Here is a 26,333-nt window from a genome sequence, read left to right on the forward strand (position 1 = left end):
AGCCTTATCCCGTTACTTCACAAGCCCTTGTTGTTTCAGGAAGTCGGCAGCCACTTTTTTGGCATCCAGCCCCTCAACGGCAATGCTGGCATTCAGCTGTTGCAGCGTTTTCGCATCCAGTTTTTCAAATACCGGTTTGAGCCATTCCGCAATATCCGGGTAGGCTTTCAGCACCGCCTCGCGCACGACCGGGGTTGGGGCGTAAATAGGCTGAACGCCTTTCGGGTCGGTCAGGGTTTGCAGGCCAAGCGCCGCGACCGGGCCGTCTGTGCCGTAGGCCATCGCCGCGTTGACGCCGGAGGTTTGCTGCGCCGCCGCCTTAATGGTCACTGCCGTGTCGCCGCCTGCCAGAGAGAGCAGCTGTGCCTGATCGAGCTTGAAATCATAGGCTTTTTCAAACGCTGGCAGGGCATCAGCGCGCTCGATAAACTCTGCCGAGGCCGCGAGCTTAAACTCGCCCTTCTCTTTCAGGTAGCGGCTGAGATCGTCAAGCGAGGTGAGCTTGCCTTTCTCGGCGATATCTTTGCGCACCGCGATGGTCCAGGTGTTGTTGGCCGGTGCCGGCGTTAGCCAGACCAGCTTATTTTTTTCTGCGTCCAGCTTTTTGACTTTTTCGTACCCGGCTTTGGCATTTTTCCAGGCCGGATCGTTTTCATCCTTGAAGAAGAATGCCCCGTTGCCGGTGTATTCCGGGTAGATATCCAGCTCGCCGGAAGTGATGGCACCGCGCACGACAGGCGTGGTGCCAAGCTGTACTTTATTGACCGTTTTCACGCCGTGGCTTTCGAGTACCTGCAAAATGATATTGCCGAGCAACGCGCCCTCGGTATCAATTTTGGAACCCACCTTAACCGGCTCTGCGGCCTGTAACGGCAGGCTCAGCGCCGCCAGAAGCACCGCCGACCCTGTTATCCCCTTAATCATCGTCATTCTGCTTTCCTCATTATTTTGTGGCCTTTTTCATAGGCTTGAGAGAAAAGCGTAGCTTAAAACAGTGAATTTAACCGTTTTTCGTACAAGATGAGAGGCATCCCCCGCCAGGCGGGGGAAAGGGAGAAAGGTAAGATTATTGCAGTTCGAACTCGGCTTTGTTCACGCGGGCGGAATCCACGCCGATGAAGACGTTGAATTTGCCAGGCTCAGCATCGTATTTCATCTGCTGATTCCAGAACTTCAGCGCATTTACGTCAATCGGGAAGCTGACCGTTCTGGTTTCGCCCGGTTTCAGGTTGACCTTTTCGAAGCCGCGCAGCTGTTTCACCGGACGGCTCATGGAGGCCGTGACGTCCTGAACGTACATCTGGATCACCGTCGCGCCTTCGCGTTTGCCGCTGTTGGTCACCTCTACGCTGGCGGTCACTTTGCCGTCACGCTTCAGGGTCGGCGCCGACATTTTGACGTCAGACACCTTGAAGGTGGTGTAACTCAGGCCATAGCCAAACGGATAGAGCGGGCCGTTAGCTTCGTCGAAGTAACGGGACGTGTACTTGTTCGGCTTGTCGGCGTTATACGGACGACCGGTGTTCAGGTGGCTGTAGTAAACCGGGATCTGCCCGACGGAGCGCGGGAAGGACATCGGCAGCTTGCCGGACGGGTTGTAATCGCCAAACAGCACGTCGGCAATGGCGTTACCGCCTTCGGTACCGGCGAACCAGGTTTCCAGAATGGCGTCAGCCTGCTGATCTTCTTTCACCAGCGCCAGCGGGCGCCCGTTCATCAGCACCAGCACCAGCGGCTTGCCGGTGGCTTTCAGGGCCGCGATCAGATTGCGCTGGCTTTGCGGGATAGTGATGTCGGTCCGGCTGGAGGCTTCGTGCGCCATCCCCTGCGCTTCACCCACCACCGCGACCACCACGTCGGACTGCTTCGCGGCGTTAACCGCTTCGTCGAGCATCTCTTTCGGCGTGCGCGCATCCACCTTCACCGCTTCCTCATACTGGTTGAGGAAGGTCACGATGTCTTTATCGTCGGTGACGTTCGCACCTTTGGCGTAAACCACTTTTGCGTTATCACCCACGGCGCTCTTAATGCCGGTCAGCACCGTAACGGACTGATCCGCCACGCCTGCGGCGGACCAGCTGCCCATGACGTCGCGCTTGCTGTCGGCCAGCGGACCGACCACGGCAATGGTGCCGGATTTTTTCAGCGGCAGCGTGTCGAGACGGTTTTTCAGCAGCACCAGGCTTTCGCGAGCTACTTCCCGGGCTTCTTTACGGTGCAGACGGCTTTCGGCATTGGTGTCCGCCGGGTCTGAATCCTTCGGCCCCAGATGGCTGTAAGGATCGTTAAACAGTCCCATGTCATATTTCACGTTCAGCACGTGGCGAGCGGCGTCGTCCAGCTCTGCCATCGTCACCTTGCCGCTCTTCACCAGCCCCGGCAGGTATTTGCTGTAGTACTCGTCGCTCATGCTCATGTTGATGCCGGACTTGAGCGCCACGCGTACCGCATCTTCCGGGTCAGACGCCGTGCCGTGTTTGATCAGCTCTTTAATCGCGCCGTGGTCAGAAACGGTGATGCCCTTGAAGCCCCACTGGTCGCGCAACACGTCTTTCAGCAGCCACGAATCGGAGGTGGCAGGCGTGCCGTTGAGAGAGTTCAGCGCTACCATCACCGCCCCGCTGCCCGCGTCCAGCCCTGCCTTGTATGGCGGCATGTAGTCGTTAAACAGGCGCTGCGGGCTCATGTCGACGGTGTTGTACTCTTTACCGCCCTCCACCGCGCCGTAGGCGGCGAAGTGCTTGACGCTGGTCATCACCGAGTAACGATCTGCCGGACTTTTGCCCTGCATCGCTTCCACCATGGTTTTGCCCATCGTGGCGGTTAAATACGTGTCTTCTCCAAAGCCCTCCGAAGCGCGGCCCCAGCGCGGATCGCGGGAGACGTCAACCATCGGCGCCCAGGTCATGTTCAGGCCGTCGTCTGCGGCTTCATATGCCGATACGCGCCCGACGGTTTTCACCGCATCGAGGTTAAAGGAGGAGGCTAAGCCGAGGCTAATCGGGAAGACGGTACGCTGGCCGTGCACCACGTCATAAGCGAAGAACAGTGGGATTTTCAGGCGGCTCAGCTCCATCACCTGATCCTGCATCTTGCGGATATCCTGGCGGGTAACGGTGTTAAAAATGGCTCCTACCTGCCCGTCTTTGATCATCTCGCGAATGGCTTCTTTCGGGTTATCCGGGCCGACGCTGATCAGGCGCAGCTGGCCGATTTTCTCATCGACCGTCATTTTTTTGAGTAAATCCGTGACAAAGGCGTCGCGGGCTTCGGGCGTGAGCGGGTGATTACCAAACAAATCCTCTGCCAGCGCAGGTTGCAGCGCCACGCTGACGGCGACACCTACAGAACATAGCCATTTCATGTTGTTATTCTCTCTCATCAATAACCGCGGGAAGCACCCGGCCAGACCGTGCGAAAAGCGCAGTGTGCCACAAAGCCTGAAAACCTTGCAGGGTTATTCTCTGATTTTTCTCATGAATACCCGACCGCTCAACGGCTAATCGCGCTATGCTTTACAGCGAGAAATTTGCCCCACCACAAGGAGTGGAAGATGTCTTCTGTTCGAACTGACGATAACACTACATTTATTAACGAACTGTCGCGCCTGGTTGGTCACTCTCACCTGCTTACCGACCCGGCTAAAACCGCCCGCTACCGCAAGGGCTTCCGCTCCGGTCAGGGCGAGGCACTGGCGGTGGTCTTCCCCGGTACGTTGCTCGAACTGTGGCGCGTGCTCAGCGCCTGCGTTGCGGCAGACAAGATTATTTTAATGCAGGCTGCTAACACCGGCCTGACTGAAGGCTCCACGCCGAACGGCAACGATTACGATCGTGACATCGTGATTATCAGCACCCTGCGCCTCGACAAACTGCACCTGCTGGACAAGGGCGAACAGGTACTCGCCTTCCCCGGCACCACGCTCTACTCGCTGGAAAAGGCGCTTAAGCCGCTGGGTCGCGAACCGCACTCGGTGATCGGCTCGTCGTGCATTGGCGCCTCGGTGATCGGTGGGATCTGCAATAACTCCGGCGGCTCGCTGGTGCAGCGCGGCCCGGCCTACACGGAGATGTCGCTGTTTGCCCGTATCGATGAAAACGGCAAGCTGACGCTGGTTAACCATCTGGGGATCGATCTGGGCGTAACGCCAGAGCAGATCCTCAGCAAACTTGACGATGACCGCGTGAAGGACGAAGACGTTCAGCACGATGGCCGTCACGCGCATGACCACGATTACATCACCCGCGTGCGCGATATCAATGCCGATACGCCAGCGCGCTATAACGCCGATCCGGATCGCCTGTTTGAATCCTCCGGCTGCGCGGGCAAGCTGGCCGTTTTTGCGGTGCGCCTCGATACCTTCCCGGCAGAGAAAAAGCAGCAGGTGTTTTACATCGGCACCAATCAGCCGGAGGTGCTGACGGAGATCCGCCGTCATATTCTGGCCGAGTTCACTCACCTGCCGGTGGCGGGCGAGTATATGCACCGGGACATTTACGACATCGCCGAGCGCTACGGCAAAGATACCTTCCTGATGATCGACAAGCTCGGCACCGACAAAATGCCGTTCTTCTTCACCATGAAGGGCCGCACCGATGCGATGCTGGAGAAAGTGTCGCTCTTCAAGCCGCACTTCACCGACCGCTTTATGCAGAAGCTGGGCAACGTCTTCCCGGCGCATTTACCGGAGCGGATGAAGACCTGGCGCGACAAGTATGAGCACCATCTGCTGCTGAAAATGGCCGGGGACGGAATTGACGAAGCGCAGAGCTGGCTCACCGAATTCTTCAAAACCGCCGACGGGGATTTCTTTGCCTGCACGCCGGAAGAAGGCAGCAAAGCCTTCCTGCATCGTTTCGCCGCGGCGGGTGCCGCTATCCGTTATCAGGCGGTGCATTCCGAAGAAGTGGAGGATATTCTGGCGCTGGATATCGCCCTGCGTCGCAACGATACCGAGTGGTTTGAACATCTGCCGCCGGAGATCGACAGCAAGCTGGTGCATAAGCTCTATTACGGCCACTTTATGTGCTATGTCTTCCACCAGGATTACATCGTGAAAAAAGGGGTTGATGCACACGCGCTGAAAGAACAGATGCTGGCGCTGCTGCACGAGCGTGGCGCGCAATATCCTGCCGAGCACAACGTGGGACACCTGTATAAAGCGCCGGAGACGCTTAAACAGTTTTATCGCAAAAATGACCCTACAAACAGTATGAACCCCGGCATTGGTAAGACAACGCGGAAGAAATACTGGAAAGAGAGTGCCGAATCAGAGCAGCACAATACGCAAGCCTCTGATGAACTCATATAGCCAAATTTAAGAGATTGTTAAGCTCTCCTCAAACGTACTAGAGTATCTGCCTGTTGCCAGAGAAACGTTTCTCTGGCTTTCCAAACAAGGAGCGGGCAGAACATGTCGGCTGTAGAAACTTTCCCCGAAACTGAAATCGAGGTGCGCGACGCCCTTCCTGACGATGCGCATGCCATCTCGGCGATATACGCCTGGCATGTGCTTCATGGCCGTGCGTCCTTCGAGGAAGTTCCCCCCACCGTCGATGAGATGCGTCAGCGGATGAAGAGCGTGACCGACAGCGGTTTACCGTGGCTGGTTGCGCTGTATCGCGGCATTGTTGTCGGCTACTGCTACGCCACGTTTTATCGTCCACGCCAGGCTTATCGCTATACCCTTGAAGAATCCATTTATGTGGATGCCAGCACCACCGGCCGCGGGTTTGGCTCGGCCTTACTCCAGGCACTGATCGCCCGTTGTGAACAAGGACCGTGGCGGCAGATGATTGCCGTGGTCGGCGACGGGCAAAATAACCCCGGGTCGTTGCGGCTGCATAAAAAGCACGGTTTCGAAATTGTGGGTCAGCTCAGAAGTGTGGGATATAAAAAAGGCGACTGGCGGGACACGGTGATGATGCAGCGCCCGCTCAACGACGGGGACTGGACGCTGCCGGAATAAACGCAGTGCGGTCTGGTGCCCTCACCCCGGCCCTCTCCCACAGGGAGAGGGAGAAAACATAAAAAACGGTAACATGCGTTACCGTTTTGCTTTTTCCTAATCGTTCTGCGCCGTCGCCATCTGTTCCGCTTTCTGCTTTTTATACGCCAGCGCTGAAGCCGGCACCGGCTGCACTTTCCCGGTTTCAATCCAGGTACGCAGGCGGCTGGCATCCGCGAAGTGGGTATATTTGCCGAAGGCGTCCATCACCACCAGCGCCACTGGCTTACCGTTAAATACGGTGCGCATCACCAGGCAGTGTCCTGCCGCATTGGTGAATCCGGTCTTGGTTAACTGAATATTCCAGTTATCGCGATACACCAGATGGTTAGTGTTGCGGAACGGCAGCGTATACGCCGGGTTCGAGAATGTCGCCATCTCCTCACGCGTGGTGCTGAGCTGACCAATCAGCGGGTATTGCTTACTGGCGATCAGCAGCTTTGTTAAATCACGCGCCGTCGAGACGTTATGGATCGACAGACCGGTTGGCTCCACGAAATGGGTATTTTTCATCCCCAGCGCTTTGGCTTTGGCATTCATCGCGCGGATAAACGCGTCGTAACCGCCAGGATAATGGTGGGCAAGGCTCGCCGCCGCGCGGTTCTCTGAGGACATCAGCGCCAACAGCAGCATATTTTTACGGCTGATTTCACTGTTCAGACGCACGCGAGAGTAGATCCCTTTCATCTCTGGCGTGTGGCTGATATCCACTTTTAGCTTTTCGTCCAGCGGCAGTCGTGCATCAAGCACCACCATCGCGGTCATGACTTTGGTTATGGAAGCGATCGGGCGCACCAGATCCGGATGACTGGCGTAGATCACCTTGTTGGTATTCAGGTCAACGATCATCGCGCTGCCGGACGCAATCTGGGGTTGCGCAGCAGCGGTGGCGACTGCGGTCGTTTTGGCGATGGCTGGCGCGGTAGCGGAGACGCCCAACAGCAGCGCAAGACTAAGGAGTGACACTCGAAATTTCAGCATGATGAGACTTCTGATAATGATTCACGCACGTTATGACGTACACCGCCTGTGTCGACGGATAAACACAGGCTGGCTTCGGCATCATAGCGGTCACCGTGCGTTGTCGCCAGCGGAGAATCATAACCAGATGCTGCATTGCTGGCATTTACGCCAGCAATGCAGGGAACTTAGAAGAGACGGTATCCATAACCCCAAAGAATAACTGTCAGGGCCAGTAGCGCCTCCAGGACCAGTACGCCGATGGCAAGCGTAGAGCTGGAGAAGCTCAGGCCCTCTTCTTTATTGATATTGAGGAAGGTTGGCACCCCTACATACAGCAGATAACCGGTATAAAAGAGGGCAACCGTACCGATCAGCGCGCACAGCCAGACCAGTGGATAGAGCGCGACAATACCGCTTAAAAACAGCGGGGTCGCGACGTATCCGGCGAAGACCATACAGTGTGCCAGCGACGGGCTCTGCGGATAGTTGCGCGCCATCCAGTGGATGACCCGCCCCATCACCGCCACCCCGGCCAGCATCAGGCCATAAAACAGAATGGCCAGGTACAGTCCGGTAAACCACGAAAGCTGAACCACGGTGCCGTCACCAAAGTTCCAGCCTATCTGCGTAGTACCAATAAATGCGCAGACCACCGGCACCGCTGCCATCAGCAGGACATGGTGGGTATAGTGATGCGCGACCGTTTCGTTCTCGTTACGGATGACCTGCATTTCACGATCGGGATGGGAGAAAAGTCCCCAGACATGGTTCATAACGCCCCCTTGTTGTCGGCCCGTCAGCGATAGCTTAAGTATAATGCAGGCTTTAGATTATTTTATGTACAGTGGGAAATTTCCGTTGATTGCCGCGCGGTTGATGGATGGGGTATATGATTAACGCAGGCATAGTAAGGGAGACGACGTTTACTTAATGGATATCAACGGTCTTATTGAACAATATGGATACGCCGCACTGGTGATCGGCAGCGTGGCAGAGGGCGAAACCATCACGCTGCTGGGCGGGGTGGCTGCACATCAGGGATTGCTGAAATTTCCGCTGGTGGTCGCCGCTGTCGCATTAGGCGGTATGATTGGCGATCAGCTGCTCTATTTTCTGGGGCTGCGTTTTGGCCCGACGATTTTGCACCGTTTTGCTAAACATCAGAAGAAAATTCGCCGCGCCCAGCGGCTGATCCAGCGACATCCTTATCTGTTTGTGATTGGTACCCGCTTTATGTACGGTTTTCGCATCATTGGGCCGATACTGATTGGCGCGAGTCGTTTACCACCGAAAATTTTCCTGCCGCTGAACATTCTCGGGGCGATTGCCTGGGCGTTGATTTTCACCACGCTTGGCTACGCGGGTGGCGAAGTGATTGGCCCATGGCTGCATAATCTTGACCAGCACCTGAAGCACTGGGCGTGGTTGATCCTGGTGGTTGTGGCGGTGATTGGGGTACGGCTGTGGCTGAAGCATCGTGAAAAGCGGCGGGATGAAGAGTGAGTTCGGCCTGCTGCCCTCACCCCGCCCCTCTCCCACAGGGAGAGGGAGAAGAGTATCTACCCTTCCGGCTTAAACTGCGGATTCGCCAGCATAAAACCGCCGTCAACGATAAACGACTGCCCGGTGGTGTAGCTGGCGTCACTGTCACACAGCCACGCCACCAGGCTGGCAATTTCTTTGGTATGCCCTGGCCGTGCCAGCGGGATTTCCGGCATTGAGCCTTCTTTCACTTCGCTGTCGTCCATATCATTCATCGGCGTGGCGATCGCACCGGGCGCAACGGCGTTCACCAGAATCTTATGTTTAACCAGCTCCAGCGCCATCGACTTGGTTAACCCGCCCAGCGCATGTTTGGCCGCCGTATAGGCGCTGGCGTCCGGCAATGGCGTATGTTCATGCACCGAGGTGATGTTCACGATCCGCCCCCCTTCCCCCTGCTTCACCATCTGACGCGCCGCGATTTGCGAGCAGAGAAACGCGCCGTCCACGTCAACGGTGAATATGTGCCGCCAGTCGTCAAACGACAGGTCCAGAAATGGCGCTTTATTCATCGCCCCGGCATTGTTAACCAGCACATCCAGCCGCCCGAAACGCGTAATCAGGGTTTCAATGGCCTTTGCGCCTTCCGGTAAATGGCTTAAGTTGAGTTGAATGGCCTCGGCACGCTGCCCGCGCGCTTCAATTTCACGGCAGGTTGCCAGCGCCCCTTCCTCATCTGAGTGCCAGGTCACCCCGATATCAAACCCGCGCTCGGCCAGCATCAGGGCCGTCGTTTTGCCAATTCCTGAATCCGATGCGGTAACAATTGCGACTCGCGTCATACTCACCTCCTGAAAATCTGCAAAGAGGTAAGTATAGATAATGCGCAATGTTAGCCGTGATGATATCCGCCACCCAGCGCGGAGGTGAGCTGGAGCGTGGCATCCACGTACTGACCTTTCAGCATCAACCCGGCAATACGCTCTTTGAGCGCCGGAATTTTTGCTTCACTCACCCGGGAGCCGGCAATGATCCCCGCCCTGAAGCGCGCCTGCGCCAGCGCGACGACGCGCGCCGCATCTTTTTCGATCTGCTGCTGGTGCTGATTTTTGGCGGTCAGCGTTTCCACTTCGCTGGCCGTCCGGGCGACCTGGTTTACGGCATCTACCACGGCCTTGTTGTAGTTCGCCACGGAGAGGTTGTTTTGCGCCTGGGCGATATCCAGGTTCGCATTCAACCGACCGCTGTCAAAAATTGGCAGCGTCAGCCCCGCGGTTACGCCCATTTGCTGCGCAGATGAGCGGAACAGGTCGCTCAGGTGCAATGCATCCTGCTGCAAGAACGCCATCAAATTGATGTCAGGGTAGAACGCGGCTCTGGCGGCATCGACTTCGCTCATGGATGCTTCGATATACCAGTGCGCCTCCTGCAAATCCGGGCGCCGAGCCAGCAGTTCATAACCGAGCGTTGATGGCAGCGATGCCTCTGCGTCAGGTAAGGCATGCCGTGCGAGCGTGACTGAAGGGGTATTGGTCAACGCATTCAGACGCGCCTCAATGGCCTTCATTTTGCCGTGCACGTCAGCGAGCTGTTCATCGGTTTTGCTGGCACTGATATCCGTTTCAACCCCTTCCACCGAGGAGGTAATGCCGTGCTGATAAAGCTCCCGATCGGCACCGATGATATTTTCCTGCTCCCGTTTGATCTGCGCGAGCACGTCACCCACCGCGGCCTCGGTCTGCCAGTCCCAGTACAGCCGCGCGACGCTGCTGGCGAGCAGCTGGCGGGTCTGCTCCAGCTCCGCTTTTTGCGCATTCACCTTACCGATGCGGGCCTCAATTTGGGCGCGGTTTTTACCCCATAAATCCAGATCCCAACCCGCCGTCAGACCAAAGGTGCCGTTGGTATACCAGGGGCCGGTGGTCCCCGCTGCCGGGTCGGTCAGTGCAAATGGCCCCATCAACCCCTCTGCCGACATCTTTTGCCGTTCCACATCTGCGGAAAAATCCATTTGTGGACCCTCAGCAGCGACAGCGGCTTTCGCCTGTGCTTCCGCCAGGGTGATACGCTGACGGGCAATTTGCATATCCGGCGCATCCGCCAGCGCTTTGTCGATCAGCGCGTTGAGCTGGGAGTCGTTAAAGTCTTTCCACCATTCGCTTTTTGGCCAGTCGGCATGACGCAGTTGGGTATTTACAGTTGCGGCGGCGGCTTGCGTTTTTACTGGAGACACCGTGGCATGTTCCGGCGCGCAGGCGGCCAGCATAAAAACAAGAGGAGCACTCAGAGATAAAGTAAGAGAACGTTTCATTACGCCATGAACTCAAAAAAAATAAAGGCGCAACTTACGCTTACTGACGTTCCGTTTTTTAGTAACGCGTGGCAATCCGCATATTGTTATACATTTTCATATCCGGAAATTTATTCCCCAAGACAATGAGTTAATTTCATGTATTCATGCTAATTATGAATTGACTGCTACACTTACTTCGACAGACATACGCAGGAGAGGCGAATGAAAATATTGTTGTGGGTTATTTTGATTATATTTCTGATAGGGCTGCTGGTGGTAACCGGCGTATTCAAGATGATTTTCTGATTCCGTTGCCCGGCTCCGCGCCGGGCAAACTCTTCACACTTCGCTCAGGACTTCGACTGGATCACCCGGGCAATATCCGCAGACGTCTGTAGGGTACGGATCTCCTGAAATAATCCCAGCGCGTCGTCGTACTCTTTACGCAAATAACTCAGCCACTGTTTAATGCGCGCGACGTGATACAAGCCGGTATCGCCCTGTTTTTCCAGCCGCGTGTATTTTTGCAGTAGTTTCACCACATCCGCCCACGGCATCCGCGGTTCATTATATTTCACCACCCGGCTGAGGTTCGGCACGTTCAGCGCACCGCGGCCAATCATCACGGCATTACAGCCGGTCTCTTTGAGGCAGGCCTGCGCGCTCTCGTAATCCCAGATTTCGCCGTTGGCAATCACCGGAATCGTAAGCCGTTTGCGGATCTCGCCAATCGCCTGCCAGTTAATGCGCTCGGCTTTATAACCATCCTCTTTGGTTCGCCCGTGCACCACCAGCTCGGTGGCGCCCGCCTGCTGCACCGCGTCAGCAATTTCAAACTGCTTATCGCCGCTGTCCCATCCCAGACGGACTTTGACCGTCACCGGCAGATGCGATGGCACTGCCTCACGCATGGCCTTTGCGCCGCGATAAATCAGCTCCGGATCTTTAAGTAGCGTCGCCCCCCCGCCGCTGCCGTTGACCAGCTTTGACGGACAGCCGCAGTTAAGATCGACGCCGTACGAACCAAGCGCTACCGCGCGGGCGGCGTTTTCAGCCAGCCACTCAGGATACTGGCCGAGCAGCTGGACGCGCACCAGCGTACCGGACGGCGTGCGGCTCTGACGATGCAGTTCCGGACAGAGACGATAAAATGATTTTTCTGGCAGCAACATATCGACCACGCGCAGAAACTCCGTCACGCAGAGATCGTAATCGTTCACCTCGGTAAGCAGCTCGCGCACGAGAGAGTCGAGCACGCCTTCCATCGGGGCCAGTAAAACACGCATTCTGAGTACCTGTGAAAAAAGACGCGCTATAGTAGCTGCTCTCTATGTATGTTGAAAGCCCGGCGTTCCATTCCGGAATGTCTGATATGCCCAAAATTCATGATGTGATCCGTGGCACATTTTCAGGTTTAATTGTATGATGAATACGTCTCAGCAAGGACTTTCACCATGAGCAAATCACTGAATACTATCTGGCAATACCTTCGCGCCTTCGTCCTCATTTATGCCTGCCTGTACGCCGGCATTTTTATCGCTTCGCTGCTGCCGATTACGATACCCGGCAGCATTATCGGCATGCTGATCCTGTTTGTACTGCTGGCATTACAGGTGCTGCCCGCAAAATGGGTCAACCCAGGGTGCTTCGTTCTCATTCGCTACATGGCCCTGCTTTTTGTGCCTATCGGCGTTGGGGTTATGCAGTATTACGATGTGCTTAAAGCGCAGTTCGGCCCGATTGTGGTCTCCTGCGCCATCAGTACGCTGGTGGTTTTCCTGGTCGTCAGCTGGAGTTCACACATTGTGCATGGCGAACGTAAGGTCGTCGGGGAGAAAACAAAAAAATGATGGCGAATATCTGGTGGTCCCTGCCGTTAACCCTGGTGGTGTTCTTTGCTGCGCGTAAGCTTGCGGTGCGTTTCAAAATGCCGTTGCTCAACCCGCTGCTGGTCGCCATGGTGGTGATTATTCCTTTTCTGCTGCTCACCGGCATTTCTTATGAGCGTTACTTCGCCGGGAGCAAGATCCTTAACGATTTGTTGCAGCCTGCCGTGGTGGCGCTGGCGTTTCCTTTATATGAGCAACTGCATCAGATCCGCGCGCGCTGGAAATCCATCATAACCATCTGCTTCGTGGGGAGCCTTGTTGCGATGATCACCGGCACCTCGGTGGCCTTAATGATGGGCGCATCGCCGCAGATCGCCGCCTCTATCCTGCCTAAATCCGTCACCACGCCGATTGCCATGGCCGTGGGCGGCAGCATCGGGGGCATTCCGGCCATCAGCGCCGTGTGCGTGATTTTCGTCGGTATCCTGGGCGCGGTGTTTGGTCATACGCTGCTGAATATCATGAAAATTCGTACCAAAGCGGCACGCGGTCTGGCGATGGGTACCGCCTCGCACGCGCTGGGCACCGCACGCTGCGCGGAACTCGATTATCAGGAAGGGGCATTCAGCTCGCTGGCGCTGGTGATCTGCGGGATTATCACTTCCCTGGTCGCGCCGTTTATCTTCCCGATTATTCTGGCAGTAATGGGCTAAAATTTGCGATGCGTCGCGCAAATTTCATTTTCATTTCATAAGTTGCACACATAATGAGATTTGGATCACATATAAAGGCCGTACGGCTCCGTACACTACCGATCCATTAACCTTGATGAGGCAACGTCATGCATCCACGTTTTCAAGCTGCTTTCTCTCAGCTTGCAGAGAATTTGCAATCAGCCCTGGCTCCGGTTCTGGCGGATGCGCATTTCCCCGCCCTGCTGACGGCAGATCAGGTCACGACGCTTAAACAGGCAACGGGGCTGGACGAAGACGCGCTGGCTTTCGCCCTGCTGCCCCTGGCGGCTGCCTGCGCCCGCGCTGACCTTTCCCATTTTAACGTAGGCGCAATTGCGCGCGGTGTGAGCGGGACCTGGTACTTCGGCGGAAACATGGAGTTTCTCGGTGCGACCATGCAGCAAACCGTCCATGCGGAGCAGAGCGCCATCAGTCACGCCTGGCTACGCGGCGAAAAAGCCCTGCGCGCCATCACCGTCAACTATACCCCTTGCGGCCACTGCCGCCAGTTTATGAATGAGCTGAACAGCGGTCTTGAACTGCGTATCAACCTGCCGGGACGCGCACCGCATACGCTGCGTGATTACCTGCCGGATGCTTTCGGCCCGAAAGATCTTGAGATCAAAACCCTGCTGATGGACGAGCAGGACCACGGTTATGCGCTCTCAGGGGATGAGCTGAGCGAAGCGGCCATTGCCGCCGCCAATAAAAGCCACACGCCATACAGCAAATCTCCAAGCGGCGTCGCCCTTCAGTGCCGCGACGGCCGCATCTTCACCGGCAGTTACGCAGAGAACGCCGCGTTTAACCCGACGCTGCCTCCGCTTCAGGGCGCCCTGAACCTGCTTAGCCTGAACGGGTATGACTACCCGGATATTCAGCGCGCAATCCTGGCTGAAAAGGCCGATGCGCCGCTGATCCAGTGGGACGCGACCGCAGCCACGCTGAAAGCGCTGGGCTGTTCAACCATTGACCGCGTGCTGCTGGCATAATCTGTTCGGCGGGCAGAGTTGCCCGCCAGTCTGACGAAAAACCCCTCAGTTGAATCGCTGTTTCTTGCGCTAACCAGGCGGGTACAGTAGCCTGAGGGAAATTTCATCATCGGTACGAGCCATCTGCATGTTAAAGCGCGTGTTTTACAGCCTGTCTGTCCTGGTCGGCATACTGCTGTTGATCGTGCTGGGTCTCGACCGCTGGATGAGCTGGAAAACAGCCCCCTACATTTTTGATGACCTACAGGACCTCCCCTACCGTCAGGTTGGCGTGGTGCTTGGCACCGCCAAGTATTACCGCACCGGCGTCATAAATCAGTATTACCGGTATCGTATTCAGGGCGCGCTGAACGCCTATAACAGCGGCAAGGTGAACTATCTGCTGTTGAGCGGCGATAACGCGCTGCAAAGCTATAACGAGCCGGTGACGATGCGCAAAGATCTGATTGCCGCAGGCGTCGACCCGGCCGATATCGTGCTCGACTACGCCGGATTCCGCACGCTTGATTCCATCGTGCGTACCCGCAAGGTGTTCGACACCAATGATTTCATCATCATTACCCAGCGTTTCCACTGCGAGCGGGCGCTGTTTATCGCCCTGCATATGGGCATTCAGGCGCAGTGTTATGCGGTGCCATCGCCAAAAGATATGCTGAGCGTGCGCGTGCGTGAGTTTGGCGCCCGTTTCGGCGCGCTGGCTGACCTGTACCTGTTCAAACGTGAACCGCGCTTTTTAGGCCCGCTGGTGCCGATCCCAACGATGCACGAAGTGCCGGAGGATGCGCAGGGTTATCCGGCGGTAACGCCAGAGCAGTTGCTGGAAATTCAGAAGAAGTAATCCAGATCTACAGTGCGTGATATAAAACGCATTACTCTCTTTTTAGATACCTAATGAGTGATATAAGTAGCAATACTTGTTTATATCACTGACTATGAGTAATATTTTACACATTGTCGCGTTATGGAGGTGAGATGGAGACGTTAACCGTACAGGCATATCTGAACGAAACATGGACGGATATCGCTCTCATCAAATATCCTGGAAGTGAAAAAAATGACTGGAATATCACGCAGTTAGACTATCTTACTGAGTATGCGATTAATTTTCTCGACTATGATGATTTTCACGCAGTCTCAGTCAATCACCCTGTATCACTCTTTTTTGATGACCATGGCCAACCGGGCTGGCTGCGATTTATCGACGATATCATTCCCGCCGGAGCAAGCCGCCGTTACTGGATTAATGCGCTCGACATCAGTGAGTTACCCGTTGGCCAGCAAAATTTCTTATTGCTGAAATTTGGCACAATGTCCCCTGTGGGGAATTTGCGCATAAAGGAATCCGTCCCAGAATGGAATAAATTCGCCAGCACTAAAACGTTTACGGTTGCGGACGTCATCGATCGTGCGGCCGATTTTCTGGATTATGCCCAGGAAAGAGGCGCGGCGGCGGGTGGTGCAACCGGTGCTGGCGGTGAAGCGCCTAAACTTTTGCTGCGCTGTAGTGAAACTGATGCCATCTGGATCGATACCTGGCAAAACGAGCCGGATAACCGGGACCGCTATTATTTGGTTAAATATCCACGCGGTAACAGGACAGAAGTGGATTGTAATATTCTGCGAGCTGAATTCCATTATTATCATGAGCTTAACGCGATGGGTTTTTCCACGATCCCAGTGGAAACAATGCGCCTTGAAGAAGGTAGCCATTACCCGTCTCTGTGGTTACCGCGTTTCGACATAGTGAGAAATGAGCAGGACCAACTGGTCAGGCTGGGTATGGAATCGGTGTATTCGCTATTACAAAAGGCACCCGGCACCCTCCTTGATCATGAGACAACGTTGCGCGCGTTAATTAATAAAATCACCTCCAGCCATATGGTCCAGCAGCAGGGTTATCAGTTTGATATTCCGGGATTTGTAACAGAATGGGTGCGTCGCGATCTGCTAAATATTATTTTTGGAAATAGTGACAACCATGGGCGAAATACCGCCTTTGTGAAGGCTGAAAATCAAATTATGCTCTCCCCTGTATATGACTTTGCGCCGATGAAAGCCGATCCTGAAGGGATACCAAGAACCCTGAAGTGGTCATTATCTTGCGAATCAGGGGGGGATTATAATTTCAACACTATCGCACAAACGCTGGCGGAGTGGATCCCTCCCGCAACATTACTTGATGCTCTGCATGAAACAGCCGTTCAGCTTATTGATCTCCCGGAAAGGCTGGCGGCGCGAGGCGTTCCCGAACAGATAATGGAAATGCCCGCGATGGGTTTTCGCTACATCCCGGATAAACTTTCCCGTTGGGGTTTATTATGAAAACACCTAATGAAGCTGAATCAGAGCTTTTACAGACATTAGCTCAAGTACGCAGCGTAAATAAAAAGCGACATCATGACGAGGCGGAAGAGCCGGATAAGCCATCGGTAGTGAAGAGGCAACGCGTTACACAAGGCTTAACGCGGATTAGTACTCTCGATCGCCAGGCTGTACTGCATGCAGCCATACGGGACATTTTGCTGGGGAAAATCACACAGGGAGAGGCGCTGAAAAGGCTCAGGGTCGAGGTGTTAGGGCTGAAGCAGGATGAATATGCAAAGCTGGTCAGCGTATCCCGGAAAACATTGTCGGATGTAGAAAATAACAGAGGCAATTATTCCGCTGACGTCATAAATAAAATCTTTAAACCCTTTGGGCTTCAAACCGGACTAGTGCCCGTTTCAAAATCGCTTATCGCTTCACTTTTCTCATAAAAAAACCCGCATCGCTGCGGGTTCTTTCATTCCAGCGCTTATTTCTTACGCGCGTACTTCAGTGAATCCAGGGCAACCGCGAAGATGATGATCGCACCCTTGATAATGTACTGCCAGTACGGGTTCACACCGATGTAGGTCAGGCCGTAGTTGATAACGGTGAAGATGATCACACCGGTCACCACGCCCAGCACGGTACCCACGCCGCCGCTGAAGGAGACGCCGCCAACCACGCAGGCCGCAATCGCATCCAGTTCGTACATAAAGCCGAGGTTGTTGGTTGCAGAGCCGATACGGCCTGCTTCCAGCATCCCGCCGAAGGCGTAGAAGACCCCGGACAGGGCATAAATCATCAGCAGGTTCAGAGCCACGTTGACCCCGGAGACCTTCGCCGCTTCCGGGTTACCGCCGATAGCAAAGATGTTTTTACCGAAGCGGGTTTTGTTCCACAGGATCCAGACGAATGCCACCGCAATCAGCGCATAGAAGGTGATATAGGAGAGACGGAAGCTGCCGAGCGCAACAAACCCCTGCGTGAAGGTCGAGAAGCCGCTGTCGAAGCCAGAGATTGGAGACGCGCCGACGAAATCGTAGTACAGGGAGTTGATACCATAAACGATGATCATCGTGCCAAGCGTAGTGATGAATGGCGTCACGTTCAGGTAAGCAATGATGATGCCGTTAATCAGGCCAATTACCGCGCCGATGGCACACACGATCAGGATCACCACGAAAATCGGCATGGTCGCCATCTCCGGGAATACCTTGTTGGCGTTTTCCATCGACTGCAACAGGGTCGCCGCAATGACCGCCGCCAGACCCACCTGGCGCCCTGCCGAAAGGTCAGTCCCCTGGGTAACGATAAGTCCCGCCACGCCAAGCGCGATAATAATACGTACGGAAGACTGGGTCAGAATGTTACTCAAGTTCAGCAGACTTAAGAACGTAGGGTCCTGGAAAATAATAATCGCCAGCAAGACTAAAAGAACAACGTAAATACCGCCTTCTTTCAGATAAGTGAGAAAACTTTTTTTATTTAACGCACTCATGAGGAGCCCCTGATCTTAAAGGTGCAAAGACGCAAGACGCAAAATTTCGTTTTGCGTTGTCGTTTTGGTTTCAACAATACCGGCAACGAGACCATTGCTCATAACCAGAATACGGTCTGTGATCCCTAACAATTCCGGCATTTCGGAAGAAATAATAATGATCCCTTTATCTTTTTTCGCCAGCTCTGCGATAAGCTGATAAATCTCGAATTTTGCACCCACGTCGATACCGCGCGTAGGTTCATCCAGCATCAGAATTTCAGGCTGGGTTAATAGCCAGCGACCAATAATGACTTTCTGCTGGTTTCCTCCCGAAAGTGAGCCAATTTGCGTGCGGTGGCCCGGCGTTTTCACGCGCATGGAGTCAATCACCCACTGGGTATCGCTCTTCATGCGGGAATTATCCAGCAGCCCGACCTTGTTTTTGTAATTGCGAATATTAGAAATTAACGAGTTAAAGTTAATATCCAGATAAGCGTAAATACCGGTGGAACGACGCTCTTCCGTCACCAGCGCAAAGCCATTATTAATGGCTTCGTTGGCGTTGTGGTTGTTGATCTTCTTACCGTGCAGCGTAATGGTGCCTTCGGCTTTCTCACGGATACCAAACAGGGTTTCCACGATATCGGTGCGCTTAGCGCCCACCAGCCCTGCGATGCCAAGGATCTCCCCCTTGTGCAGATCGAAAGAGACATCGCGGATAGACGGCTGACGCAGCGAGGTCAGGTTACGCACCTCCAGAATCACTTCGCCTGGCTTGTTTTCTTTATCCGGGAAGCGCTGGTTCAGAGAACGGCCAACCATCATGGCGATGATCTTGTCCATGTCCAGCCCTTCCAGCGGCTGGGTGGCAATCCACTGACCGTCGCGCAGGATGGTGATTTCATCGCACAGCTGGAAGATCTCTTCCATTTTATGTGAGATATAGACAATGCCACAGCCGCGATCTTTCAGCTTACGAATAATGGTAAAAAGGTGGTTAACCTCTTTTTCCGTTAATGACGATGTCGGTTCATCCATGATCACAATTTTCGCATCATAGGAGAACGCTTTGGCAATTTCGATCATCTGCATCTGGGAAACGGATAATGTCCCGACGCGGGCGCGCGGGTCGATATCAATATCCAGCTCATCAAAAATGGCTTTGGTGTCGCGATACATTTTATCCTGATCGACAAAGACACCTTTGGTTGGATAACGACCCAACCACATATTATCCATAACTGAACGTTGCAGGACCAGGTTTAATTCCTGGTGTACCATCGAGATACCGTTCTCCAGCGCTTCTTTCGCTGAATGGAAGTCGATCTCTTTTCCCTGAAAAAGAATGCTGCCAGAATCTTTTTGATAGATCCCAAAAAGGCATTTTAATAATGTTGATTTACCCGCACCGTTTTCACCCATTAATGCATGAATAGAGTGAGGACGAACTTTTAAATTAACATTATCGAGCGCCTTAACACCGGGGAATGACTTATTGACACCGGTCATTTCCAACAAGTATTCACCGGACGACTGAGTAGTTGTGCTGACCATAATTATACCTTGTTGGCCTCGCATATCGCGTTATAAAAGGGCGCAACGAATTGCGCCCAGTGAAGACAATGCAGATAACTTATTTACCGATAAACTCAGCCAGGTTGGACTGGTCTACGCCCACGTAAGGAACGCGAACGATTTTGTTGTCAACTTTCCAGTTAGTCCCGTCAGCGGCACCTTTACCATCGGCCAGGTTTTTCGCCAGATCGAAGGTGGCTTTCGCCTGGTTGTTGGCATCGTTCAGTACGGTACCGGCCATAGCGCCAGATTTCACCAGCGCCAGCGCTTCTGGCAGGGCATCCACACCGAATACAGGAATCGCGGATTTGTTGTGTGCTTTCAGCGCTTCTACCGCACCCATTGCCATCGCATCGTTGTTGGCAATGACCACTTCAATTTTGTTGGCGTTAGGGCCGGACAGCCACGCGTCCATCTTATCTTTCGCCTGAGCGGTATCCCACATTGCGGTGTCTAACGCCAGCTGCTGGGTTTTAAGGCCCTTGTCGTTCAGCTCTTTAATAACGTAGGTGGTACGTGCTTCAGCATCTGGATGGCCCGGTTCGCCTTTCAGCAGAACGAACTGAATCTGACCATCTTTGTTCAGATCCCAGTTTGGGTTCGCCGCCCAGTGTTTCGCAATCAGATCGCCCTGGATAATCCCGGACTCTTTGGAGTCGGTACCCACGTAATACGCTTTGTCGTAGCTGTCCAGCGCTTTACGGGAAGGTTCTTTGTTGAAGAAGACAATTGGCACGTTCTGGCCGCGCGCTTTCTCGATCACCGTGCCTGCCGCAGCCGGGTCAACCAGGTTAATAGCCAGCGCTTTCACGCCTTTTGCCAGAAGAACGTCAATCTGATCGTTCTGTTTGGACTGGTCATTCTGGGAGTCATTCATCAGCAGTTGCACGTCTGGCGCTGATTTAGCATCTTTTTCAATTGCTTTACGCACAACGGACATGAAGTTATCGTCGTATTTATAGATAGTCACGCCAATACGGGTATCCGCTGCGTGTGCTGCTGCGCCAAAAAGCATGCTTGCCATGACAGCAGACAGAGTCAACACCTTCTTATTCATGGTATCTCCGGTTTTTTTTATGCAGGGTAGTTCTTGTGAAAAACGGTCGGCGGGCAGATGTTAATAAAACGTTACTGATCGCCGAAGTTCACTTATAAAATGTCCAGCTTCCGTGTTCGGTAACGCTCCAGAAATGCGTTTTATTCGTTGTTTGAGGCATTGTGATAACGGTAAAAGTGAATAATCACCGTTACATTGTGTTTCAGCCCCTAAAACGCTGACATCATAGACAGCGGCTTGTTAAGATACTGTGAATTTACTCACAGATTGAAAACGGTTACATCACGTGATGTTATCAGTTAGTGATCGGAGCCACAGTTTGCCGGATAGCGACCGAATGGCGGCGTACTAAAGTCGGCATAAAACAATGCGTTGCGTCAGGATCTAACAGCCCAGCCGCCCCCTGTAACGCCAGCTCTGTCGCCAGTTTCGCCATCGACGCAATGGGATAACGTACCGTTGTCAGCTGCGGATCGGTGTAACGGGCAATGGGGATATCATCAAAACCGATCAGCGATAAATGCTGCGGTACCGCAATGCCATTATCTTTCAGCGCGGTAAGCGCACCTGCCGCCATGCTGTCGTTATAGGCAAACACGGCCGTCAGCTGAAGATTACGCCCCAGCAGTTCAACCATTGCCGCTTCACCGCCCTGCATGTCCGGCGAACCGGTACCTACCCAGCTCTCCAGCGGCGCAATGCCCTGCTCTTTCAGGGCGTTTTGCCAGCCCTCGCGGCGCATCATGTCGTCTTCAATACCGTGGCTGGAAGCCAGATAACCTATGCGCTGATGGCCGTTGCTGATGAGCATCCGCGTCGCCATCATCGCGCCGCTGATGTTATCCAGACCGACGCAGCGATGCGCGTAGCCGGGGACGATACGGTTGATCAGCACCATGCCGGGGATCTGCTCCATAAACCCGGCTAGCTCTTCATCGCTCAGGGCTTTTGAGTGCACAATCAGGGCGTTACAGCGCTGGCGGATCAGTACCTCAATGGCATAACGCTCTTTTTCAGCCTCGTGATAGCTGTTGCCAATCAGCACATATTTCTGGTGCTGCTGGGCAACCACATCCACCGCTTTGACCAGCGCGCCGAAGAAGGCGTCCGACACGTCCATCACCACTACGCCAATGGTATCGCTGACCTGCGTCGCCAGCGCCTGGGCATTGGCGTTTGGCCGGTACCCCAGCTGGGTCACGGCTTTCATTACGGTTTCACGCGTTTCAGGGCTGACCAGCGCACTGTTGTTCAGCACACGGGAGACAGTAGCAACAGAAACACCCGCCTGGCGGGCGACGTCACGAATGGTGATCATATTCACCACCCTTTAAAGGATTGCAGCAACTCACAGACACCCCCTGTGTTTAGCAAGGTGGCTATTCTGGCAGCGAGAGAGAGGAGACTACGTGAAGAAGCTCACACAGATGAAAACGCTTACATCCGTTTTGTTAATGATTGTGATCCAGATCGTTATCTGGATGTATTACGCAATGACACGCCCGAAGCACGAGCGGTTAACTGTCGCCATGCCCATTCCAGCGGGCCCTGACGGAAAAAACGCAGCCAGACAACTGAAAACACCACGTTAACAATCCAGACCGGAATAACAAACGCCAGCAGCGTCAGGCGATCGAATTTCATAAACAGGCCGAATCGGTAGAAAAGCGTGGTGCATATCAGCGTTTGCAGGATGTAATTGCTTAACGCCATCCGCCCGACGCAGGCCACCGCACTGACGATCCACAGGCGAGAAAGCTGGGGCCAGAAGCCATAGATCAGCGCCGCATAGCCAATGGTCTGGAACGGCGCGCTCAGTTCGCGCGGCACCTGCAACAGGAACGCACACCAACGGTAATCCCATTGTAGATGCCACTGCATCATCACCGCCGGGAGGTTGATGATCACGCCGAGCAGCACCAGCCCTGCACCCGTACGACGATAGTGTCGCAGGCTAAATTCCCCTTTCAGCCAGCCGGTGCGCATCAGGGCTGCACCCATCAGCATCATCCCCGCCAGCTGCCAGCCGTATTGCGCGCTCAGCGCCAGCAGGTTATCGCCGAGCATATCGGCCCGGTTGCCGATCGCTTCCATGCCGCCTTTCAGCTTCCAGAACTGCTCATATTGCAGGTTGGCCGCATCCGGGATCCATGAACGACTGGTGGAATCATCGGCAATCATGCCAAGCAGCAATAACACGGCCAGTCCCATGACATAGAGCATCACGCCGGTGTTAAACAGGCTTTTCACACCGGGTGCGTCGCGGATCAGCCGCCAGCAAATCAGGCCCACCAGACCATACGCGAGCAGAATATCGCCGTCCCAGAAAAGCAGCCCGTGAATAAAACCGAGGATAACCAGCAGCGTTAAACGCGACTGGATCCAGCGCGTACCGCGTTTGAGGAGAAGCTGAAGTCCCGCGCCAAACAGAAGCGCAAAGAGGGTCAGGAATTTCACCTGTGCAAAGAGATCGAGGATTGCCCACGTCCAGGCGTCGCTACGCGTGATGTCGCCATACCACGCAGGATTCAGATAGGCGGCCTTCGGCAGACCGAAGGCGCTGATATTCAGCAGCAGGATACCGAGAATGGCGACGCCGCGAACAAAATCGAGCGTGACGTTTCGCTCCATGGTCCCTGCCCTGTCTGATTAGTTGTGGTGACGCACGGCGCGCAGGAACTCCTGGCGGGTGTTCTGGCTCGATTTGAACAGGCCGCCCAGCGAAGTGGTGGTGGTTGCGCTGGTAGCATCACGCACGCCGCGCGCTTTCACGCAGTAGTGCACCGCGTCGATAGACACCGCCACATTGTTAGTCCCCAACAGGGTTTGCAGTGCGGTCAGGATCTGCTGCGTCAGACGTTCCTGCACCTGCGGACGCTGGGCAAAGAACTGCACGATGCGGTTGATCTTGGACAGGCCAATGACCGTATCTTTTGGAATATAGGCCACCGTCGCTTTACCATCGATGGTCACAAAGTGATGCTCGCAGGTGCTGGTCAGCGTGATATCGCGTACCGTCACCATCTCATCGACCTTCATCTTATTTTCAATGACGGTGATTTTCGGGAAGTTCGCGTAATCCAGGCCGGAGAAAATTTCGTCGACGTACATCTTCGCGATGCGGTGCGGCGTCTCCATCAGGCTGTCGTCGCTCAGATCGAGATTCAGCAGTTGCATGATCTCCGTCATATGGCCGGCGATCAGACGCTTGCGGGTAACATTGTCCAGCTCCTGCACGGGCGGGCGCAGTGGCGTTTCAAGACCGCGCGCAACCAGCGCTTCATGGACAAGGGCTGCTTCTTTACTGAGTGATGACATTCTTTTCTCCTGCAGGTGTGGCGTCTTTTGCCCTCGTTGTGGCAAAAGTGTGCGCTCATTGTGCGTGAGGCGACGCACATAATCCAGTATTCACGACGATAATTATTGCAATTGCTGTTGCCTTTCAGCCTGACGGTTCCAGACTAACGCTCCGCCAACGAACAGCGCGATCCCCGCCAGCCCCAGCGCAGGTTCCAGACGGTGCGTGAGCCAGGTCGACAGAGCCGACGTGACCGGACCCACCAGCTGACCAATGGCATACCCGGTGGTTAGCAGTCCCGCCATGTAACGCGTGTGGTCTGGCGCCAGCTCGCGACCGTACAGAAGAGAGAGCTGCACGGCGCAGAGGAACCCGCCGCCCACCAGCAGCCCACCCGTCAGCAAGCCGCCTATGCCCGGCAGCAACCAGGCCGCCAGCACGCCAATCCCCTGTAACCAAAGAACAATCGCCAGCCTGCGGTTAGCGCTTGATGTATGCCGCAGGGCAATGCTCAGCGCAATCCCCACCACCGAGGCGGCGCCAAATATTGGCCAGACAAACTGGGCAAACAGGCTGCCGGGAAAACGCACCGCCGCCATTTGCGATAAAAAGGTCGCCGGGAGGATATAGCCGAACCCTGCCAGGCTGTAGCTCCAGACCAGACGCCGGAGATCCGCAGTCAGCAGCAACGGCTCAGGCGCGGTACCAGGGCGATGAAGCTGACCTGCGCGCGGCAGGTAGCGCGCCACCAGTACGATCAGCACCAGCGCCAGTACGCCGTAGATTTGCCATGCCGCCCCGGCGGACAAGGATTTCGCCTGAATATAGACCGCCAGCAGGCCGCTCAGGGCGATGCCGGCCCCGGGTCCGGCAAAGACGGCCGCACTGAGTCCCGGTTTGCCCAGCTGCCCCAGCCGCTCGTTGGTCCAGGCGGCAATCAGCACCATCGACCAGCCGCTCATGCAGCCGATCACAAAGCGCAGCAGACCGTGAACGACGGCATTCTCTGCCGCCGCGGAGAGCAGCGTCAGCGCCACCGCACCGGTGATGCCAAGCCAGAGGCGCGTTTCAACGAAGCGATGGGCGCGCATGGCATCCCATGCCCCCACCAGATAGCCCAGATAGTTCATTGCCGCCACCAGCCCCGCGCTGGTAAGCGTGAGTTGCCCGGCGGCTATCATCAGCGGCACCTGAGGCGTGAAGGCGAAGCGTCCTATCCCCATCGCCACGACCAGAACCACAAATCCGCTGAGCGCGATACGCAGCGACATGATCGCTCCAATTGTTAAAGAAAAGTAAATTTATGATGCAACATCTCGCCGTCCTGCGAAAGTGAAAGTTGCTCACAGGTCAATGAAAACTCTGTATTATGCGTTTTATGAATAGTCTTTCGTATAAGGAGCCCTGCATGGAACTGCTCGAAGAGCATCGTTGTTTTGAAGGTCGACAGCAGCGCTGGCGGCACGACTCCACCACGCTGAATTGTGCTATGACGTTCAGCATTTTCCTGCCCCCTGCGGACAATCCACCGGTGCTGTACTGGCTTTCAGGCCTGACCTGCAACGACGAAAACTTCACCACCAAAGCGGGCGCCCAGCGTATTGCCGCCGAACTGGGCATTGCGCTGGTGATGCCAGATACCAGCCCGCGTGGCGAGGACGTGGCCGACGATGCCGGATACGACTTGGGTAAAGGCGCTGGCTTCTATCTCAACGCCACGGAACAACCGTGGGCGAGCCATTACCGCATGTATGACTACATTCGCGATGAACTGCCTGCCCTGGTGCACTCTCAGTTCGCGGTCAGCGAGCGCTGCGCGATAAGCGGACATTCGATGGGTGGCCACGGGGCGCTGATAATGGCGCTGAAAAATCCGGGGAAATACACCAGCGTGTCCGCATTTGCGCCGATTGTGAACCCAACGCAGGTGCCGTGGGGGCAAAAAGCCTTTAGGCACTATCTGGGTGAAGATGTAAAGATATGGCAGGAATGGGATAGCTGCGCGCTGATGCTGGCGAGCCAGTCAGAAGACGCTATCCCGATGCTGGTGGATCAGGGTGATGCCGATCAGTTCCTCGCCGGGCAGTTACAGCCTGCGGTGCTGGCGGAAGCCGCGCGCCAGAAGGACTGGCCGCTAACGCTGCGCATTCAACCGGGATACGACCACAGCTATTACTTCATGGCGTCCTTTATTGAGGATCATCTCCGCTTCCATGCGGAGCATCTGTTCAGGTAAGTTCCGCCTTTTGCCCGGTAGCGCCTCCTGCCTGCCGGGTCTTTCCCCTCCCCCTCTTTACATACTTCTATCCGCTTGAA

Annotated in this window: 24 protein-coding genes; 10 read left to right on the forward strand and 14 right to left on the reverse strand. The window is 55.0% G+C overall.

Features of this window, described 5'->3' with window-relative positions:
* Positions 1-12: 12 nt before the first annotated feature.
* Together osmF and bglX are read right to left on the reverse strand one after the other, a co-directional pair.
* Positions 13-930 (reverse strand): glycine betaine ABC transporter substrate-binding protein OsmF, encoded by a 918-nt coding sequence (osmF, locus tag ACOTZD_RS02585; protein ID WP_003859284.1) that lies wholly within the window; start codon positions 928-930, stop codon positions 13-15.
* A gap of 136 nt (positions 931-1,066) precedes the next feature.
* Positions 1,067-3,364 carry a beta-glucosidase BglX gene (gene bglX, locus ACOTZD_RS02590; protein ID WP_174402071.1) on the reverse strand — a complete coding sequence of 766 codons (2,298 nt, stop codon included), beginning with the start codon at positions 3,362-3,364 and terminating at the stop codon, positions 1,067-1,069.
* A gap of 189 nt (positions 3,365-3,553) precedes the next feature.
* On the opposite strand from bglX, the gene dld reads away from it, so the two are divergent.
* On the forward strand, positions 3,554-5,311 hold the full coding sequence (dld, locus tag ACOTZD_RS02595; protein WP_003859288.1) for a D-lactate dehydrogenase: 1,758 nt from the start codon (positions 3,554-3,556) through the stop codon (positions 5,309-5,311).
* A gap of 102 nt (positions 5,312-5,413) precedes the next feature.
* Entirely contained in the window at positions 5,414-5,968 is a 555-nt protein-coding gene (locus tag ACOTZD_RS02600; protein WP_003859289.1) for a GNAT family N-acetyltransferase, read from the forward strand.
* A gap of 96 nt (positions 5,969-6,064) precedes the next feature.
* Here ACOTZD_RS02600 and pbpG read toward each other — a convergent pair whose 3' ends face one another.
* Together pbpG and ACOTZD_RS02610 are read right to left on the reverse strand one after the other, a co-directional pair.
* Positions 6,065-6,988, reverse strand: coding sequence for a D-alanyl-D-alanine endopeptidase (gene pbpG, locus ACOTZD_RS02605; RefSeq protein WP_015572329.1), 924 nt, complete (start codon positions 6,986-6,988; stop codon positions 6,065-6,067).
* Positions 6,989-7,155: 167 nt separating this feature from the next.
* A complete protein-coding gene (locus ACOTZD_RS02610; protein ID WP_174402072.1) occupies positions 7,156-7,743 on the reverse strand; it encodes a Yip1 family protein in 588 nt (195 codons plus the stop codon).
* 157 nt (positions 7,744-7,900) lie between these two features.
* On the opposite strand from ACOTZD_RS02610, the gene ACOTZD_RS02615 reads away from it, so the two are divergent.
* Positions 7,901-8,473 carry a DedA family protein gene (locus ACOTZD_RS02615; RefSeq protein WP_174402073.1) on the forward strand — a complete coding sequence of 191 codons (573 nt, stop codon included), beginning with the start codon at positions 7,901-7,903 and terminating at the stop codon, positions 8,471-8,473.
* A 56-nt stretch (positions 8,474-8,529) separates the two neighbouring features.
* Here ACOTZD_RS02615 and ACOTZD_RS02620 read toward each other — a convergent pair whose 3' ends face one another.
* From ACOTZD_RS02620 to dusC, 3 genes are all read right to left on the reverse strand, one after another.
* Positions 8,530-9,294 (reverse strand): SDR family oxidoreductase, encoded by a 765-nt coding sequence (locus tag ACOTZD_RS02620; protein WP_023324964.1) that lies wholly within the window; start codon positions 9,292-9,294, stop codon positions 8,530-8,532.
* A 50-nt stretch (positions 9,295-9,344) separates the two neighbouring features.
* Positions 9,345-10,763 carry a multidrug resistance outer membrane protein MdtQ gene (gene mdtQ / locus ACOTZD_RS02625; RefSeq protein WP_174402074.1) on the reverse strand — a complete coding sequence of 473 codons (1,419 nt, stop codon included), beginning with the start codon at positions 10,761-10,763 and terminating at the stop codon, positions 9,345-9,347.
* Positions 10,764-11,095: 332 nt separating this feature from the next.
* The gene (gene dusC / locus ACOTZD_RS02630) at positions 11,096-12,031 is read right to left on the reverse strand and encodes a tRNA dihydrouridine(16) synthase DusC (protein ID WP_003859306.1); all 936 of its coding nucleotides are present in this window, start codon (positions 12,029-12,031) and stop codon (positions 11,096-11,098) included.
* A gap of 168 nt (positions 12,032-12,199) precedes the next feature.
* Between dusC and ACOTZD_RS02635 the strand changes: the two genes are divergently transcribed.
* The 6 genes from ACOTZD_RS02635 to ACOTZD_RS02660 all read left to right on the forward strand — a co-directional run bounded on the left by ACOTZD_RS02635 (position 12,200) and on the right by ACOTZD_RS02660 (position 17,056).
* A complete protein-coding gene (locus ACOTZD_RS02635; RefSeq protein WP_003859308.1) occupies positions 12,200-12,595 on the forward strand; it encodes a CidA/LrgA family protein in 396 nt (131 codons plus the stop codon).
* Positions 12,592-13,287, forward strand: a complete 696-nt coding sequence (locus ACOTZD_RS02640; protein ID WP_003859310.1) for a CidB/LrgB family autolysis modulator — start codon at positions 12,592-12,594, stop codon at positions 13,285-13,287. Before ACOTZD_RS02635 ends, ACOTZD_RS02640 begins: the two co-directional genes overlap by 4 nt.
* Positions 13,288-13,415: 128 nt before the next feature.
* The gene (gene cdd, locus ACOTZD_RS02645) at positions 13,416-14,300 is read left to right on the forward strand and encodes a cytidine deaminase (RefSeq protein ID WP_003859312.1); all 885 of its coding nucleotides are present in this window, start codon (positions 13,416-13,418) and stop codon (positions 14,298-14,300) included.
* 127 nt (positions 14,301-14,427) lie between these two features.
* A complete protein-coding gene (gene sanA / locus ACOTZD_RS02650) occupies positions 14,428-15,138 on the forward strand; it encodes an outer membrane permeability protein SanA (protein ID WP_003859314.1) in 711 nt (236 codons plus the stop codon).
* Positions 15,139-15,272: 134 nt separating this feature from the next.
* Positions 15,273-16,622 carry a type II toxin-antitoxin system HipA family toxin gene (locus ACOTZD_RS02655; RefSeq protein ID WP_045331150.1) on the forward strand — a complete coding sequence of 450 codons (1,350 nt, stop codon included), beginning with the start codon at positions 15,273-15,275 and terminating at the stop codon, positions 16,620-16,622.
* A complete protein-coding gene (locus ACOTZD_RS02660; protein WP_003859317.1) occupies positions 16,619-17,056 on the forward strand; it encodes a helix-turn-helix transcriptional regulator in 438 nt (145 codons plus the stop codon). Before ACOTZD_RS02655 ends, ACOTZD_RS02660 begins: the two co-directional genes overlap by 4 nt.
* 38 nt (positions 17,057-17,094) lie before the next feature.
* Here the strand turns inward: ACOTZD_RS02660 and mglC are convergent, their stop codons facing one another.
* The 7 genes from mglC to ACOTZD_RS02695 form a co-directional block, all read right to left on the reverse strand.
* Positions 17,095-18,105, reverse strand: a complete 1,011-nt coding sequence (gene mglC / locus ACOTZD_RS02665; protein WP_003859318.1) for a galactose/methyl galactoside ABC transporter permease MglC — start codon at positions 18,103-18,105, stop codon at positions 17,095-17,097.
* Positions 18,106-18,120: 15 nt separating this feature from the next.
* A complete protein-coding gene (gene mglA, locus ACOTZD_RS02670; RefSeq protein WP_003859320.1) occupies positions 18,121-19,641 on the reverse strand; it encodes a galactose/methyl galactoside ABC transporter ATP-binding protein MglA in 1,521 nt (506 codons plus the stop codon).
* A gap of 79 nt (positions 19,642-19,720) precedes the next feature.
* Positions 19,721-20,719, reverse strand: coding sequence for a galactose/glucose ABC transporter substrate-binding protein MglB (gene mglB, locus ACOTZD_RS02675; RefSeq protein ID WP_003859322.1), 999 nt, complete (start codon positions 20,717-20,719; stop codon positions 19,721-19,723).
* Positions 20,720-21,014: 295 nt separating this feature from the next.
* A complete protein-coding gene (gene galS / locus ACOTZD_RS02680) occupies positions 21,015-22,037 on the reverse strand; it encodes an HTH-type transcriptional regulator GalS (RefSeq protein ID WP_003859324.1) in 1,023 nt (340 codons plus the stop codon).
* 155 nt (positions 22,038-22,192) lie between these two features.
* Positions 22,193-23,350 carry a DUF418 domain-containing protein YeiB gene (gene yeiB / locus ACOTZD_RS02685; protein WP_174402075.1) on the reverse strand — a complete coding sequence of 386 codons (1,158 nt, stop codon included), beginning with the start codon at positions 23,348-23,350 and terminating at the stop codon, positions 22,193-22,195.
* 18 nt (positions 23,351-23,368) lie between these two features.
* Entirely contained in the window at positions 23,369-24,037 is a 669-nt protein-coding gene (gene folE, locus ACOTZD_RS02690) for a GTP cyclohydrolase I FolE (protein WP_003859328.1), read from the reverse strand.
* 102 nt (positions 24,038-24,139) lie between these two features.
* On the reverse strand, positions 24,140-25,288 hold the full coding sequence (locus tag ACOTZD_RS02695; protein WP_048240461.1) for a YbfB/YjiJ family MFS transporter: 1,149 nt from the start codon (positions 25,286-25,288) through the stop codon (positions 24,140-24,142).
* Between the two features lie 137 nt (positions 25,289-25,425).
* Here ACOTZD_RS02695 and fghA point away from each other — a divergent pair, with 137 nt between their 5' ends.
* Positions 25,426-26,253: an S-formylglutathione hydrolase gene (gene fghA / locus ACOTZD_RS02700; protein WP_174402076.1), complete on the forward strand. Its 828-nt coding sequence runs from the start codon at positions 25,426-25,428 to the stop codon at positions 26,251-26,253.
* The last annotated feature ends 80 nt before the right edge of the window (positions 26,254-26,333 follow it).

Source organism: Enterobacter cloacae complex sp. SHL022 (assembly GCF_049237785.1).
Taxonomy (GTDB): domain Bacteria; phylum Pseudomonadota; class Gammaproteobacteria; order Enterobacterales; family Enterobacteriaceae; genus Enterobacter; species Enterobacter hormaechei_C.

Excerpts from the sequence above, each read along its gene's own strand:
- osmF (WP_003859284.1), bottom strand. The coding sequence starts at position 930 with ATGACGATGATTAAGGGGATAACAGGGTCGGCGGTGCTTCTGGCGGCG.
- bglX (WP_174402071.1), bottom strand. The coding sequence starts at position 3,364 with ATGAAATGGCTATGTTCTGTAGGTGTCGCCGTCAGCGTGGCGCTGCAA.
- dld (WP_003859288.1), top strand. The coding sequence starts at position 3,554 with ATGTCTTCTGTTCGAACTGACGATAACACTACATTTATTAACGAACTG.
- ACOTZD_RS02600 (WP_003859289.1), top strand. The coding sequence starts at position 5,414 with ATGTCGGCTGTAGAAACTTTCCCCGAAACTGAAATCGAGGTGCGCGAC.
- pbpG (WP_015572329.1), bottom strand. The coding sequence starts at position 6,988 with ATGCTGAAATTTCGAGTGTCACTCCTTAGTCTTGCGCTGCTGTTGGGC.
- ACOTZD_RS02610 (WP_174402072.1), bottom strand. The coding sequence starts at position 7,743 with ATGAACCATGTCTGGGGACTTTTCTCCCATCCCGATCGTGAAATGCAG.
- ACOTZD_RS02615 (WP_174402073.1), top strand. The coding sequence starts at position 7,901 with ATGGATATCAACGGTCTTATTGAACAATATGGATACGCCGCACTGGTG.
- ACOTZD_RS02620 (WP_023324964.1), bottom strand. The coding sequence starts at position 9,294 with ATGACGCGAGTCGCAATTGTTACCGCATCGGATTCAGGAATTGGCAAA.
- mdtQ (WP_174402074.1), bottom strand. The coding sequence starts at position 10,763 with ATGAAACGTTCTCTTACTTTATCTCTGAGTGCTCCTCTTGTTTTTATG.
- dusC (WP_003859306.1), bottom strand. The coding sequence starts at position 12,031 with ATGCGTGTTTTACTGGCCCCGATGGAAGGCGTGCTCGACTCTCTCGTG.
- ACOTZD_RS02635 (WP_003859308.1), top strand. The coding sequence starts at position 12,200 with ATGAGCAAATCACTGAATACTATCTGGCAATACCTTCGCGCCTTCGTC.
- ACOTZD_RS02640 (WP_003859310.1), top strand. The coding sequence starts at position 12,592 with ATGATGGCGAATATCTGGTGGTCCCTGCCGTTAACCCTGGTGGTGTTC.
- cdd (WP_003859312.1), top strand. The coding sequence starts at position 13,416 with ATGCATCCACGTTTTCAAGCTGCTTTCTCTCAGCTTGCAGAGAATTTG.
- sanA (WP_003859314.1), top strand. The coding sequence starts at position 14,428 with ATGTTAAAGCGCGTGTTTTACAGCCTGTCTGTCCTGGTCGGCATACTG.
- ACOTZD_RS02655 (WP_045331150.1), top strand. The coding sequence starts at position 15,273 with ATGGAGACGTTAACCGTACAGGCATATCTGAACGAAACATGGACGGAT.
- ACOTZD_RS02660 (WP_003859317.1), top strand. The coding sequence starts at position 16,619 with ATGAAAACACCTAATGAAGCTGAATCAGAGCTTTTACAGACATTAGCT.
- mglC (WP_003859318.1), bottom strand. The coding sequence starts at position 18,105 with ATGAGTGCGTTAAATAAAAAAAGTTTTCTCACTTATCTGAAAGAAGGC.
- mglA (WP_003859320.1), bottom strand. The coding sequence starts at position 19,641 with ATGGTCAGCACAACTACTCAGTCGTCCGGTGAATACTTGTTGGAAATG.
- mglB (WP_003859322.1), bottom strand. The coding sequence starts at position 20,719 with ATGAATAAGAAGGTGTTGACTCTGTCTGCTGTCATGGCAAGCATGCTT.
- galS (WP_003859324.1), bottom strand. The coding sequence starts at position 22,037 with ATGATCACCATTCGTGACGTCGCCCGCCAGGCGGGTGTTTCTGTTGCT.
- yeiB (WP_174402075.1), bottom strand. The coding sequence starts at position 23,350 with ATGGAGCGAAACGTCACGCTCGATTTTGTTCGCGGCGTCGCCATTCTC.
- folE (WP_003859328.1), bottom strand. The coding sequence starts at position 24,037 with ATGTCATCACTCAGTAAAGAAGCAGCCCTTGTCCATGAAGCGCTGGTT.
- ACOTZD_RS02695 (WP_048240461.1), bottom strand. The coding sequence starts at position 25,288 with ATGTCGCTGCGTATCGCGCTCAGCGGATTTGTGGTTCTGGTCGTGGCG.
- fghA (WP_174402076.1), top strand. The coding sequence starts at position 25,426 with ATGGAACTGCTCGAAGAGCATCGTTGTTTTGAAGGTCGACAGCAGCGC.